Genomic DNA, 15,444 nt, shown 5'->3' on the forward strand with positions numbered 1-15,444 from the left:
GTAAATCGCAGAGAGCAGGCAGTCGCGCCGGGTAACGACCGGCGAACACGCATGCGGTGCCGGGCGGGGAAATCCGGCATCGCACGGCGCCACGGTCGGCCGGCCGATGGCGTACGGAGCAAGCCACAAAAAACGAAGCGAATAACAGAAGATGAACACGTCCAAGCGTAAGATCCTGCAGCAGCTTGCCGCCGCCGGCGCGGCGCGAATCGGCGCGCGCGCGCGGCTGGCGGCATGTGCGCCGCGTTTGTTCGCGGCTGCGCCAACCCTGCGCTCGTATCGCTGGTGGCAACGCGCGACCAGCGCGCTCGTTGCGCTGACGATGTTCATCGGACCGATCACGGTGACGGTCGAGCAGTGCCGTGCCGCGGCCGGCGTGCTCGGCGCAGGCGACCGCCGGATCGACGACGACGGATGGCAGCGGCTGCACGATCTCGCGTCGCTGCGCGTGCACTTCTCGATGCAGGTCGCGGCCGCCGCGCCGATCACCGACCCGACGGCGCCGATCTCGTTCCAGCCGGCGATCACGCAATCGACCGGCGCGGGCGGCGGTGTGCCGGTCGTCAATATCACCGCGCCGAATGCGGCCGGCATTTCGCTGAACCAGTATCAGCAATTCAATATCGATCCGGTCGGGCTGATTCTCAACAACAGCCTGATGTCGGGCACATCGCTGACCGGCGGCAACGTGCAGGCGAACCCGAACCTGGGCGGCCGCACCGCAAGCGTGATCGTCAACCAGGTCACGTCGACGGGCAACGCATATGCAAGCCTGCTGAACGGCCCCCTCGAAGTGTTCGGTGCGCCCGCGGCCGTCGTCATTGCGAATCCGAACGGGATCACGACGCGCGGCACCGGCTTCACCAACACGATCGGCGTCACGCTGTCGACCGGCGTGCCGCAGTTCGTGAGCGGCGTTGGCGGCACGGCGACGGACTTCGCGAATGCGAAGGCCATCGGCTACAACGTAACCGGCGGCCATCTGCAGATCGAGGGCAATGCAGGCGTCAACGGGCCGGGTGCGGGGATCGAGGGGACCGTCGGCACGATCGATCTGATCGGCGAGACGATCGGCATCAACGCGCCGTTGTATGCCGGCACGCGCATCAACGCGATCGCCGGCCGCCAGTTCGTGACGCCGGCGGCAGTGGACGCCTACGGCACCACGTACGGCACGGCGTCGAACGGCTCCGACAACTCCGCCGCGGCAATCAATGCGGCGAACGGCGGCGCAAATCGTTCACTCGCGATCGACGCGACCGCGTTCGGCGCGATGACGGCCGGCCAGATCCAGGTGATCAGCACCGCGGCCGGGATGGGCGTGCGGGCCGATGCGCAGCTTGCCGCGAATGCCGGCGACCTGCTGATGTCGGCGAACGGCGACGTATCGGTGGCCGGCTCCGCCGCACAGCAGCAGGCGACGCTCCGCAGCACGGGCAACGTGTCGATGACCGGTGCGCACATCGGCGTCGGTGGCTATGCGATCGATGCGAACGGCGACGTGACGTCGACGGGCTCGATCCAGTCGGGCGGCAAGCTTGCCGTTTCGGCCGGCGGCAACGCGAACATTGCGAATGCGCAGGCCAAGGGCGACATGGCAATCGCCGCCGGCACGAACGTCGCGCTCGGCGACGTGCAGGGCGGTGGTGCACTGACCGTCACCGCGCGCGGCACGGACGGCGCGGGCGACGTAAGCCTGAACGGCACGTCGGTCGTGACCGGCGCAACGACCGTGCAGGCGGCGCGGGACGTCAACGTGAACGGCCAGACGAACAGCGACACGCTGCAAGCGAGCGCGCAGCGCAATGCGACCGTCAGCGCGGCGCTGCAAACGTCCGGCGATCTCTCGCTCGCGGCCGTGCAGGGCAATCTCACGACCCGCGCAGCGGTGAAGAGCGGCGGTGATCTTGCATTGATGTCCGGACTCGACACGTCAATCGAATCGCAGGCGACGGCCCACAACGCGGTCAGCGTGCATACCGGGCGCGATCTGAGCGTCGGCGGCTCGCTCGCGAGCGGCACGACGTTTACGGCCGATGTCGCACGCGATGCGGCGGTCGGCGGCTCGCTGATGATCGGTACCGACGCGCGGCTCGACGCGGGACGCAACGTCGATGCATCGGGCGTCGTGATCGTTCAGCGCAACGGAACGTTGAGCGCACGCAACGACATCACCGGCAGCGGTTCGATCGCGTTCGGCCAGACCGGCGCATTGAACGCCGCGCACGACGTCGCGCTCGCAGGCAAGCTGCTTGCGAACGGCTTGCAGGTCGACGCCGGCAACAGCGTAAATCTCGCGACGGTTCAGGTGGGCGGCGCGTTCGGCGTGACGGCAAATGGCGTCGCCGGCGGCGGCGACGTGACGTTCAACGGCAACGCGGCGGCGCTCGGCGCGGCCGACGTGCATGCGGCGCGCGACGTCGTCGTGAACGGCACGCTGGCCGGCGGCGCGCAGGTCGCCCTTGCAGCGCAACGCAACGTGACCGTGAACGGCAGCGGCACCGTGCAGGCCGTCGGCGATCTCGCGTTGACGGCGGCGACCGGTAGCGTCACGTCAGCCGGCACGTTGAACGGCGCGGGCGCGTTGACGGTGCAGGGCGCGCAGGATGTCGCGCTGACCGGCGCGACGACCGTGACGGGCGACGTTGCGGCGACGGCCGGGCAGGATCTGACGATCGGCGGCGCATTCGCCGGGCAGGGCGCTGCGACGCTCACGGCTGCGCGCGACATCGTTGCCGGTGGCAACAGCGGCTTCGTGCGCGACACGACACTGAACGCGGGCCGCGACATCGATGTGACCGGCGCGTTTCAAGGACGAGTCGTATCGATGGCCGCGGCCGATTCGATCGCGCTGAACGACGTGCAGGCGAACGCGGCGCTGCAGCTGGCCACGCGCGGCGGCGACATCTCGATCGGCGGCAACGTCAATTCGCTCGCGGGCGGGACGATCGGCGCGGCGCGCGACGTGACCGTCAACGGCACGTTGAGAACCGCGAGCGGCCTCGTGATCGGCGGCGGCCGCAATACGTCTATCGGCGGCACGGTTCAGTCGAACGGTGACGTCACACTGACGAATGCGGCCGGATCGCTCACGAGCACCGGCACGATCCAGTCGGGCGGAAATCTTTCGGTGAGCGCCGCGCAATCGGTCGATCTCGGTGCGCAATCGACGTCGTCGCTCGGCAATCTGAGCGTGGACGCAGGGCGCGACCTGACGATGAACGGATCCGTCGTCGCGCAAGGCAACGGCACGCTGAACGCCGGCGGCGCGATAAGCGGCGCGGCGGCCATTGCTTTCGGGCTCGCGGCCAGCGTTACCTCGGGCGGCGATACGAACCTCACCGGTTCGCTGCGCGGCGGCAACGTGCAGACGGCGGCCGGCGGATCGGCGACGCTGCATGACGTGCAGGCCGCGTCGGCGCTCGTGCTCGGTGCGGGGAACGACCTGAGCGTGACGGGTGCGGCGACGGGCGGCGCAGACGTTGCGTTGACCGCGGCGCGCAATATCGACGTCAGCGGTTCGCTGCAGTCTGCCGGCAAAACATCGTTGCTGGCGATAGGCGGCAGCATCGAATCGACGGGCGCAATCGCAAGCAATGGCGCGTTCGACGCGCAGGCCGGCAACGACGTCCGTCTCGGCGGCAGCACGACCGTATCGCGCGACACGACGCTCATCGCCGGTCGCGACGTGAACGTGAGCGGCACGGTGGCCGGGCAAGGGCAAGGCAGCGTCACGGCTGCGCGCGACATCGTCGGCGCAGGGACGTTGACGTTCGCGCAGCAAGCGACGCTCGACGCTGCGCGCGATGTCGCGCAGCAGGGGCTGATCCAAGGGCAGTCGGTCAATGTGACGGCGGCCGGCAATGCGGCCGTGAACAACGTCGAAGCGACCGGTACGATCGCGCTGCGCGCGAACGGCACGAATACCGCGACCGGCGCGGGCGACCTGCGCATCGACGGCTCGGTCGCCGCTGCGGGCGCCATCACCGCGCTCGCGCAGAACGATGTCTCGGTCGGCGGCAAGGTCGCGAGCGGCTCGACGGTTGGCATCACCGCGCAGCGGAACGTTGCGGTGGGCGGCGCGATCGAGTCGGTCGGCGACGCTGCGCTCGTCGCGCAACAAGGCAGCCTGAATGCGACCGGCGGGATCAATAGCGGCGGCAAGCTCGATATCGCAACCGGTCTCGACCTGTCGCTCGGCGCGAGCACCAGCGCGATCGGCGATGCGACGCTGACGGCCGGCCGCGACGCCACGCTGAACGGCACGATGGTCGGTCAGGCGAACGGCATGGTGACGGCTGGTCGCGATATCAACGGCGGCGGCAAGCAGGCGTTTGCGGCGAACGCGGACTACACGGCGCAGCACGATGTTGCGCTGACGGGCGGCGTGCAGGCGGCCGCGATCACGGTGACGGGCGGGAACAATGCGTCGCTGCACGATGCGGCGTCGGCGACCACGCTGACGCTGGCCGCGAACGGCAACGCCGGCGAAGGCGACGCGGGCATTACGGGCGCGGCATCGGCGCAGCGCGCGGTGAGCGTGACCGGCGCGCGCGACGTGTCGGTCGGCGGCACGCTCGGCAGCGGCGATGTGCTGACGCTGACTGCGCAGCGCAACGTGTCCGTTAGCGGCGGCGTGGAATCGAAGGGCGATCTGAGCGCGAGCGCAACGAACGGGAGCGTCCTGCTGACCGGCACGACGACGACCGCGGGTTCGTTCAACAGCGTGTCCGGCGTCGATACGCAGCTCGGCGGCCAGATCGCGGTAGCGAAACAAACCAGCGTGCAGGCCGGCCGCGATATCGCGTTGACCGGCGCGCTGGCCGGACAACTCGACGGCACGCTGAGTGCGGGACGCGACATCACCGGGACGGGCTCGGCCGCATTCGCACAGGCGGCGACAGTGGACGCCGCGCACGACGTGGCGCTGACCGGCACGCTGCAAGGTGCGACGGTGAACGTGACCGGCGCGAACAATGCGGGGCTCGGCAGCGTGCAGGCCGTCAGCGGCAATCTCGCCGTGACCGCGAAGGGCGCTGCCGGCGGCGGCGACGTGACGTTCGGCGGTGCGGCGACCGCATTCGGCGCAATGCAACTGCAGGCGGCGCGCGACGTAACCGTTGCGGGCGCAATCAATACCGGCAGCACGACGACGATCGATGCGACGCGCGGTGTCGCACTTGCGGCCGTCAATTCGGCCGGCGATCTCGGCATCACCGCATCGGGCGGCAGCGCGAGCGCGGCGAGCCTGACGACGCAGGGCAACCTGAACGTCGGCGCGGCGCAAGGCATTGCCGTCGCCGGACAGACGGTGGCGGGCGGCAACGCGTCGATGAATGCCGGCGGCGACGTCACGCTGGCGGGCGGCATCGGTGCGCAGCAAAGCGGCACGTTGACGGCGGGCGGCTCGGTGAGCGCGGGCTCGATCGCGTTCGCGCAACAGGCAACGGTCAATGCGGGCGGCAGTATCGCGGTTGCGGGCAGCGTTGCGACCAACGGCGATCTCGCGATGACGGCAGGCAACGATCTTTCGGCCGGATCGGTGCAGGCGGGCGGCGCGATCGGTCTGCAAGCGCAGGGCCGCAACGGCGCCGGCGACGCGATGGTGAACGGCACGCTTGCGTCGGGCAAGGCGACGACGATCACGGCGGCGCGCGATGCGGGCGTCGGCGGCGGGGCGTCGAGCGGCGGTGCGTTAAGCGTGACCGCCGGACGCGACCTCGGTATCGCAGGCGCGATCAATTCGAATGGCGACGCGACGCTGACGGCCACGTCGGGCAATCTCGGCGTCGGTGGGGCGGTGGTGTCGACGGGGAATTTGCGTGCGGGTGCAGGCGGCGGATTGGCGCTGCTGTCCGGCGGGCTCGTGAACGGCGATACGACGCTGACGTCGGGCGGCGCGATGACGCTCGGCGGCGCACTGTTCGGCCTCGGCGCGGCGGACATCAACGCAGGCGGCGCGATCGCCGGTGGCGGCGCGCTGACGTACGGCAAGGACATCGTCGTCAATGCCGGCGGCGGCGTTGTACTCGGCGCGGTTCAGGGCGCCGGCAAGTTCACGGCGGTGTCGGGCGGCGACATGTCGTTCGGTGCCACGACCGCGGTCGGCGATGTATCGGCGAGGTCGAATGCGGGCAGTGTGACGTTCGGTGGCGCGTTGCAGTCGGGCGGCAATGTCGCCGTTCAAGCGGCGAACAACGTTTCGCTCGCAGGCGGCGTGGCTTCGATGGGCTCCGTCAACGTCAACGGCGTGAGCGGCAATGTGAGCGTCGCGGGCGTGTCGTCGAACGGCGACACGGCGTTGCACGCGGGACAAACCGTTACGTTGAGCGGCAACAGCGTTGTCGCGGGGCAGTTGGGCGTGTCCGGCGGCAACGTGACGCTGAGCGGTTCGGCGACCGGCTCGAAGAGCGTGACCGTTTCCGCGCAGGGAACGGTCGATGCCGGCAATGCGTCGCTCGTCGCATCGCAGAACCTGCAGGTGAACGGCGCGAACGTGACGCTCGGCAATGCGACGGTCGGCGGTTCGCAGGTCGCGCAGGCGTCGAACCAGCTCACGCTGGCCGGCGGGAAAGCGGTGAACGTCGTCGGCACCGCGACGCTTACGTCGCAGAACGGGTTGTACAACGCGGCGAACGTGCTGGCCGGATCGCTCGGCGTGTCGGCGTCGAGTCTGACGAACGCGGCCGGCGCGTCGCTCGCATCGATCGGCACGACGACGATCAACGCGTCGAACTTCGCGAACGCGGGGCTCGTGAACGGCACGACGACCAACGTCACGGTCGGTGGCGGGCTGACGAACGTCGGCGGCTCGCTGATGGCCGTGAATGCGCTCAACATCAACACCGGGACGCTGAACAACCAGAACGGGATCATTTTTGCAGGGAACCCGCAGGCCGCGACCGGCGCGATCGGCGACGTGTCGCTGACGATCAACGGCGGCAATGGCGCGTTCTATAACGCGGGCGGACAGTTGCTCGCGCAACGGAACATGGGGATCAGCGCGGTCAACATGGCGTTCGATCCGTCGCAGGGGACGATTAGCCAGGGCGGCAATCTTTCCATCACCGCCGGGTACGTGAATGTCGGCGGCACGTGGAATTACGGCGGGCAGAGCGTTTCGTTGACGGGGCTGAACGGGATCACGAATAGCGGCACGATCACCGGGACGTCGCCGTTGACGCTGACGGCCGGTGGGAGCTTCGAGAATCACGGGCAGGTCACCGGGGCCGATGTGACGTTCAACGGCACGTTGAACAATGCGGCCGGCGCGGTGATGCATGCGGACAATGCGCTGACGCTGAATGGCGATACCACGAATCGCGGCACGGTCGAGGCGGGTAGTGTTCTGACCGTCAATGGCGGCAACTACGACAACCAGGGTGCGACGACGCAGTCGCGCGGCGACGCGAATTTCAATCTGAGTGGTTCGCTGGTCAATACGGGCGGCTCGATATTCGCCGGCCGGAACATTGGTATCTCTGCTGCGCAGGTGATCAACGATCAGACTGCTCCGCAGGGAGCCGTCACGACGACCACACAGGTCAGCGACCCGGCGCTGCTGATGTCAGGGTCGATCGGCACGGTGACGGCCGGCTACGAAAAGATCTCAGGCCATGAGCAAACTGTATCGGCAGCTTACGTGACGTCGTCCGCGACGCTCGGTGGCCTGCTGGCGCCGACCGGATCGACTACAAACAGCGGCTTGTTGACGGCTTCCGATCCGGTCGCGACCTCGGGCACGGTGACATTCAATCAGTATCGTGTCTTGACCGGGGTCAATGACCACGGTGTTTCGCAGTATTCGAACTACTGGTTCGTCGGAACGGGGCCTGCTGCCGGCGCGCTCCAATCGGCGACATTCACGCTGCCGACGGTCTATCAAACGACGACGAATCAGCAAGCCGGAACATCAGGCGTGATCTCCGCCGGCGGTTCGATCACGTTGACGGCCGGAACCCTGTCGAATAAAGGTGGACAGATCTCGGCGCAAGGCAACATCGCGCTCAACGTCCAGTCGCTGAGCAACGGTGCGGTTGCACCGACCATGACGGTCAACAATGCGACTTATGTCGATCAGACACAGTACGCGAATTTTCTGGCGCAACTAGCGGCACTCGGAACGATCGGGGTTCAGGGCACAGGCAACCCGACCGGCGCGTTCAATTGCGACGGGGGTAACTATTGCCAGGTAGGGTCGCCTTACCTGCCGACCACGTTCCAGATCAACAAGGGCGCAGGCGCGCCTGCGTCCACTGGCACGGTGACCTTCACGACGCCGACGGGCATGATCGCGGCGGGCAGCAATCTGACGATCGGTGGCGGCAATCTGACCAACGAGGGTTTGCTGTACGCCGGCAACGACGTTGCTATCACGTCCGGCTCGTTGACCAACCAAGGCGGCAACCAGCAAAACTACTCGAGCCAGGTCGGCTGCGCATCCGGCGTGCCGAACTCGGCATGCGGCAACGCAGGCCAACCTCGCGGCAACAACCCGACCACGACGACGTTCGGCTACAGCCAGAACGACGCGACGATCTACGCAGGTCACGATCTCGTCATCGCCGCCGGGCAGATCAACAACACATACGGCAACTTGCTCGCCGGGCACGACATAGTCATTGGCGGTGTCGGTTCGACCGCAAGCTCGACCACGCCTGCGCAAAGTCTGAACAACACGTCGGGCAACATCGTGGCGGGCAACGACATCAAGCTGAACGTGTCGGGCGCGATCACGAACAACCTGCCCCCGCCCGTTCCGGTACACGAGAACTACGGCAAGCAGGAGCAGTACTCGGGCTGCATGACTGCCGGCGGCTACAAGGAAAGCTACTGCGAAGGCTACGTCGACAAGCAGTCGGGCAGCTCGTCGGCGATCAGCGCAGGGAACAACCTGCAGATCAACGCAGGCAGCCTGACGAATATCGGCAGCCTCATCGCGGCCGGCAACAACGCGACGATCGCGGTCGCCGGGCCCGTGGTAAACGAGGCGCAGGTGCTGAACGCCTACTGGCACTCACATTGGGTGCAGGAAACGGGCATGTTCAGCAGCGACAAGCGTCACGACATCTGGGCGTGCGGCACGCCCGAACAGTGCAAGGCGTTGTACGGAAGCGCATACACGAGCACGGGCGGCACCATCGATCCGCCGACGCCGGTCGGCAACATCGCGGCGACGATCCAGGCGCCGAACTTGTCGATCTCGTCGAGCGGACAGATCCAGAACGTCGGCAACGTGCTCGGCACGTACGTATCGCTGACGGGCCAGAAGCTGATCAACGGGATCACGACCGCGAACACCTACACGCCGCGTGTCAATGCGCCGTCGCAGGTCATTTCGCTGAGCCCGGTGGACTTGCCGGGGCTGAACCTGTCAGTGCCTCGTGCAGTCGGTACGGGCAAGCTGCCGACGCCGGTAGCGGGCGCCGCGTCGTACGTCGATGCGTCGCTCGGCGGTTCCGTGCTTGGCTCGCTCGGGCCGCAAGACTTGCTGAACAATCTGCCATCTGCGCTGCAGCCGTCGTCGACGCTGTTCTACTACAACCCGCAGGAAGAGGATCTGCTGTTGCAGCAGGCGGCGTTGAAGCAGACCGGCAAGTCGAGCTTCGTCGATGGGCTGACGTACGACAATGAGAAAAACCTGTCGGTGACGGCGCAGGAAAAGATGTACCTGTACCAGAACGCGATCGACTACTCGAAGGCGCACGACCTGCAACTCGGCGCCGCCCTGACGCAGGAGCAGATCAACGCGCTCGACAAGCCGATGCTGTGGTACGTCGAACAGACCGTGCCGGACCCGACGTGTCACGCGACGGGCACCGCGACGTGCCCGACGATCACCGCGCTGATGCCGCAGGTGTATCTGCCGGTGGACACGCAGGCGATGTCGGGGGGCGGGAACATCTCGGGGCACGACGTCACGCTGAAGTTCAATCAGGACGGCAGCGGCAGCATTCTGAATACGGGGAGCATCACGGCGTCGGGGACGCTGAGCGTCGATACGCACACGCTGACGAATCAGGCGAATCAGGTTGACGTCGGCGAGATCTGGCAGAAGGTCGATGGCGGGTATCTGAAGACGACGGGCACCGTCGTGCAGCCGGGCGGGTTCATGAGCGCGGCGAACATGGACCTGAACGTGCAGACGCTCAACCAGATCGGTGGGGCGTTGCAGAAGCTGGCGGCAGATGGGACGGTTGACCAAGCCGGCACGCAGCAGGCGCTCGCCGCGCTTCAACAACAGCTTGGCGGCAATTTCACGCAGACGGCGCTGAGCGACAACCTTCATCAGGATTTCGTGAAGGAAGGCGGCTCGTTCGGGATGACGCAGATCTTCTCGATGGTCGTCGCCGTTGCTGCAGCGATCATGATGCAACCGGAGATATCTGCTGCGATTGCGTCGATGTCGGGGGCCGCTGAAGCGGCGACCACGGCAGCGTTTATGGCAGCTCAGCAAGGGTTGACGGGGGCTGCCATCACTGCTGCAGCAAGCGCAGCAGGGGGTTCGCTGGCCGTTGGCGGCTTGGCCAACACGATGATCGCGGTCGGGTTGAGCTCTTTTGCGTCGAGCGCGCTAGGCCAGGTCGTTGCTACCGGTCAGATCGATTTCGGCGCGAGCTTGAAGAACGGTCTGATCGGAGCGGTGACGGCCGGTCTGACGAACGGCATCACGTTTGACAGCAGCACCGGTTCGTTCGGCTTCAATGCAAATGCCGCATTCGAAGGAAGTGCGCCGTCCCTTTCGGCGCTGGCCGGTGTGCAGACGACGGGTAATGCGCTGGTGCCGCAAGCGGGGGCAGTATCGGGGTCGCTTCCGACCGCAGCGTTGGCGTTGTCTGCCAATGCCGCGATTCAGGCCGGTACGCAGACGCTCATTGGCGGGGGAAGTTTCCTCGATAGTTTGCGAGATAGTTTCATTCGGGATGCGGCCGCGGCTGGTGCGTATGCGATTGGGCAGGGAACTGATCCGCTTACGATAGAGAACGTCGCGGCCAATGGACTTCTTGGATGCGCAGCGAGCGCTGCAACGGGAACTGGCTGTGCTGCCGGTGCGATCGGCGGAGCGACCAGCGCCGTCGCGGCTCCGTTGGCGATCGTGGCGTTCGACCCGGCTGGAGCGCCGCTGACGACCACACAGCTAGCGGAAGTGACGACGCTGTCCATGCTTAGTGGTGGTTTGGCAGCCGGGCTGGCGGGCGTTAATGCGCAAGCCGCGGCAACGTGGGCGGGCAACGAGGCAACTAATAACGCCGAAAACCATGTAGAGAAGATCGTTCAGGCTTGCGGGCAGAATGCTTTTTGTCGTGCGCTGTTACTGACCTCTCCGCTCATGGCGTCTGCTATAGCAGGATCCGGAGCGGCGACTAGGGCCACGGCATCAAACGACTCGCATGATAATCAACCGCAGTTACCAGATACGTCGGGCGGCGGCAACGATGACGACTTGAGTGGCGGATCGCAGGCGCGGCGGGCCGGGAACTCTACGGTTGCGGGGGTGACTCTACTACAGACCTGTATGCCGATGGCAGCAGGGCCCTGTATCCCGATCGTGATGCCGGCTCCGGCCGCTTTTACTCTGCCGAAGTTTGGTCCAATATTGACTATCGGCAGTGGCGGGAATGACGGCAACGAATCGGGTAGCACGGCGAGCGACAAGGAAGGAACGTCATCCACCCCAGAAGCCGGCAACTATTCTTTGCTGGATCCTAAAGCGGAGACCCATGTTCTCTATGGTGATGGACCTACTTCCGGAGGGCATTTGTTTGGGATTGGAAAACCAGGGAAGTCTGAATTTCCAGCGACCTGGAGCGCACAAGATATAGCTAACGCTATTTCTGATATCGCGACGAATCCCAATACAATTTGGTCGAAACCGGCACCAAAAAATGGCTACATAACTGGCACTGGTACGATCAAAGGCGTTGACGTTAAAGTTGTTATCGACCCCGCGAAAGGTCGAATTGTTACTGGCTATCCTACAAACTTGCCGAGAAATCCGAAATGAATGAAATTTCTGACGATGCGTTGATTGAAGGTAATTTAAATTTTATTCTTAATGAGATGAGGGCTCAACCCGAAGTTTCCCAATACTACCCGCCGGATGGGCTCACCTATGCGGAGCATTTGGCTCAGATCGGCGAGTTTATTGATCATGCTGGAGAGTATGGGCTCGCATACGAGTACATTGTGGGAGCATTGGAGAGCATTCCGTTCAGAGTGACCGGCGCGGCAGCGGTAAAACTTCTGGAGGTGGGACTGCTTGTGGAGTTCAAGTCTGAATCGGAAAGGGACAAGCGATTTGACAAGCGTCCATCGCGATAGAGCTTGATACAAGAGCAGTAAAGAGAATTCTTCTACATTGAGGGTGGGACTTGTTGCGATAACTACGTCAGAAGCACGGCCGGGCGCCGAAATCGCCGAGACAGTCGTGAACATGGCAATCTGCTTGTGCCGTATCTGAGACGGCGAGCACGATGGTGCATCCGGGCGGGTTCATTAGCGCGGCGAACATGGGCCTGAACGTGCAGACGCCGAACCAGATCGGTGGGGCGTTGCAGAAGCTGGCGGCGGATAGGACGGTTGGCGCGGCGTCGACGCAGGCGATGCTTGCATCGCTGCAGCAGCAGCTCGGCGGTGAGCTTACGCAAGAGACGCCGACCGACCATCTGCATTCGGAGTTCGTGAAGCAAGGGGGCTTCGGGCCGGAGCAGCTTCTTTCGATGGCAGCTGCCGTGGCGTTGTCCACGATGGGTATGCCGATCGTGGGGGCTATGGTGTCGTCCGCGATGAACTATAGTGGTCAACTGATTCCGGACACTGCGTTAAGTTTTTCGTCCGCGACAGCCGGCGCCAGTCCGTCATTGAACTGATGCGGCCGTCCCCCTTCCGTGTAATTACTCAACTACCTTGAACACGGAAATCCTGACACCCCTGCTCCGCATTGCAGTGGATGACACCCGCAGAATTCGCCCGTCGGGCAAGGGAATCCGCCTCGCCTGACAACTCAACCAAGCCGGAAATCTCCACTTCCGACCGAGACTAATTCTGGTTCAGGGTCAGGTCAATTCCGCCCTAAAGAATACGAAATCCCTGCCGTTACTCTTCCTCAATACCGCAAAAAAACAAGACCAAAACGACTCAACCACACGACCAACCGACGAGGGGCGCACGGCCGGCGAAGCCGTGTACTTGATCAGAACATGAGACGCACCGATTCCACTCGGCGAGCGGGCGGGGGCCAGCGCGTCGCTTCCTTTTGCTCCAGCGCAGCGGCTTTTCTGTCGCCTTGCGCCGTCATGGCCGCGAGCGCCACCTCGCGCGACCGCGCATCCACGCCTATCTCCGCCACACTGCGCGCCGCGTATCGACCACCTGCGGAGCTGCGCATCACCCATCGCCGAAATATCAAAAAGCCCATCCATGCCCACTAAAGGGGGGCCGCCCCAAAACCCAAACAGCAAGCGATTCCAACTCAACGCAACACAAGCAGATTCCAATCTTGACTACCAAAAAACGCATCAAAAAATCGGGGGGTTGAATTGAAGAAGCAGTCTCTTTGTTTGCTGGCAGCTGCCGGAATCTCGGTATTCGTCGTCGCAGGATGCGGCGGTGGCGACGGCTCGTCGAATGCAAGCAGCGGCGCACCGGCCAACACCGGCGGCGCCAATAACGCGGCGAGCGCACCGGCCGTCGCATCGACGCCGCTCGCGGCCGTGCCCGCAAGCGCGCCGATCGCATCGCTGCAGCCCGTGATGGTCGGCGAGGCGCTGCCGAGCCTGACGAGCCCGCAAGCCGGTTCGACCGCCGCGACGGCAAGCGGCCCGACCGGGATCTGGACGCAGTCGGGAAACCTCGGCTACTCGACCATTGCACTGATCGACCCGAACAACAACGTGAGCACGCTGAATCTGCTCAGCTCGTTCGTGATGTCCAACGATTTCACGTCCCTGACGGTCAACGGCGCGACGTGGTCGCTCAGCTCGGGCTTCAACTTCGCGGGCATGACGGGCGTCGTCACGAAAATCGACTCGGGCTCCGGCGCGTACAGCGCGAAACAGACGTTGTCCGGCACGATCAGCCGCGGCGGTACCGCATCGAACTTCACGTGGACGTACAACGCGGAAAACGCGCTCAGCGTCACGCAAGACAGCGTCACCGGCGCATGGGCGACGACGAACGCATCGTTCACGATCGCATCGGGCGGCTCGGTCACCGGCACGTTGAGCGGCTGCAACATGACCGGCACGCTGCTGCTGTCGACGCCGAACTCCAACCAGAACATGTACGACATGACGCTGACGGCGTCGGCATCGTCCGGCTGCAAGCTGCCGGACGGCGTGCCGCTGGCGGGCAGCGCCGCGATCACGTTCGTGCCGATCCGCGGCAGCAACGGCTTCCAGCGGTCGATCCTGTACGTGCTGCGCGCAGCTGATTACAGCTTCGTCGCATACGGTCAGGTCATCAAGCAATAAACGCACTACCGTCATACGCGGCTCCGCGTCTTCACGCGCCGCGTGCGACGGCCCGATGAATACTTTCCGTCAACAACAAGAAGCCACTGACCCAATGAAGAACTCCACCAAAGCCACCCTGTCCGCTTGCGGCCTGCTCGTGACGCTGCTGTCCGGCTGCGTCACGTTGCCGAACACCGACATGAAGCCCGAAGCGCGCGAGAAGCTGCATTCGATCGCGATGCTCGACGTCACCGAGCCGAAGCGTATCGCGGTCATCAATCTCGGCGGCGCGGCAGCCGGCTTCGGCCTGCTCGGCGGTCTCGCGCAAGTGGCCGTCAACGCGAGCCATACGAGCACTTACACCGACCACGTGACGGCCAACAAGATCGTGTTCGCCCCCGACATCGCAGACGGCGTCGCAGGCCGGCTCACCGGCAACGGCTATCAGGTCGTGAAGCTGGCCGGCCAGAAGGCGAAGCTCGCCGACGACGGCAAGTCGGACGACTACTCGGCGATCCAGACCGACGCGGACGCGATCATGAACCTGTGGTTCACGTCGTTCGGCTATATCTCGCCGGCCAACCAGCCTGACTACATTCCGTGGGTGGTCATACGCGCGCGCATTCTCGACGCGAAGACGAAGCAGGACATCTATTACAAGACGTTCGCGTGCGGCTACGACATCAAGGCGAACAGCGTGCACATCGACAGCGATTTCGCTTACACGTATGGCAGCTTCAGCGATCTCGAGAAGAATTTCGACAAGTCGGTGGAAGGGATCAAGTCGTGCGAGAAGTCGGTCGCGGACATGATCGGGCAGGATCTGGCGCGCACGCCGGCATCTGCGCCTACATCGGCATCGGCCAATGCCAATGCCACTGCTTCCACGGCGTTGACGACTGCGGCCACCGCGACCGCGACGGCCACTGCGCCGGCCACCGCATCGAAATGATCGCGACGCGCGTGCAGAACCGTCACGACGCGCGTTTCG

At 64.9% G+C, this 15,444-nt stretch carries 5 protein-coding genes; all 5 read left to right on the forward strand.

Annotated elements, in window-relative coordinates; genetic code table 11:
* Nucleotides 1-151 precede the first annotated feature (151 nt).
* Nucleotides 152-12,004 (forward strand): EndoU domain-containing protein, encoded by an 11,853-nt coding sequence (locus WK25_RS21205; protein ID WP_083253062.1) that lies wholly within the window; start codon nucleotides 152-154, stop codon nucleotides 12,002-12,004.
* Nucleotides 12,001-12,321 (forward strand): hypothetical protein, encoded by a 321-nt coding sequence (locus WK25_RS21210; RefSeq protein WP_069242661.1) that lies wholly within the window; start codon nucleotides 12,001-12,003, stop codon nucleotides 12,319-12,321. The genes WK25_RS21205 and WK25_RS21210 overlap by 4 nt, the downstream gene beginning before the upstream one ends.
* A gap of 152 nt (nucleotides 12,322-12,473) precedes the next feature.
* Nucleotides 12,474-12,869, forward strand: coding sequence for a hypothetical protein (locus WK25_RS21215; RefSeq protein ID WP_069242662.1), 396 nt, complete (start codon nucleotides 12,474-12,476; stop codon nucleotides 12,867-12,869).
* Between the two features lie 690 nt (nucleotides 12,870-13,559).
* Nucleotides 13,560-14,471, forward strand: coding sequence for a hypothetical protein (locus WK25_RS21225; RefSeq protein ID WP_069242664.1), 912 nt, complete (start codon nucleotides 13,560-13,562; stop codon nucleotides 14,469-14,471).
* A gap of 94 nt (nucleotides 14,472-14,565) precedes the next feature.
* Nucleotides 14,566-15,405 (forward strand): hypothetical protein, encoded by an 840-nt coding sequence (locus WK25_RS21230; protein WP_069242665.1) that lies wholly within the window; start codon nucleotides 14,566-14,568, stop codon nucleotides 15,403-15,405.
* The last annotated feature ends 39 nt before the right edge of the window (nucleotides 15,406-15,444 follow it).

This window comes from Burkholderia latens, assembly GCF_001718795.1.
Lineage (GTDB): Bacteria > Pseudomonadota > Gammaproteobacteria > Burkholderiales > Burkholderiaceae > Burkholderia > Burkholderia latens_A.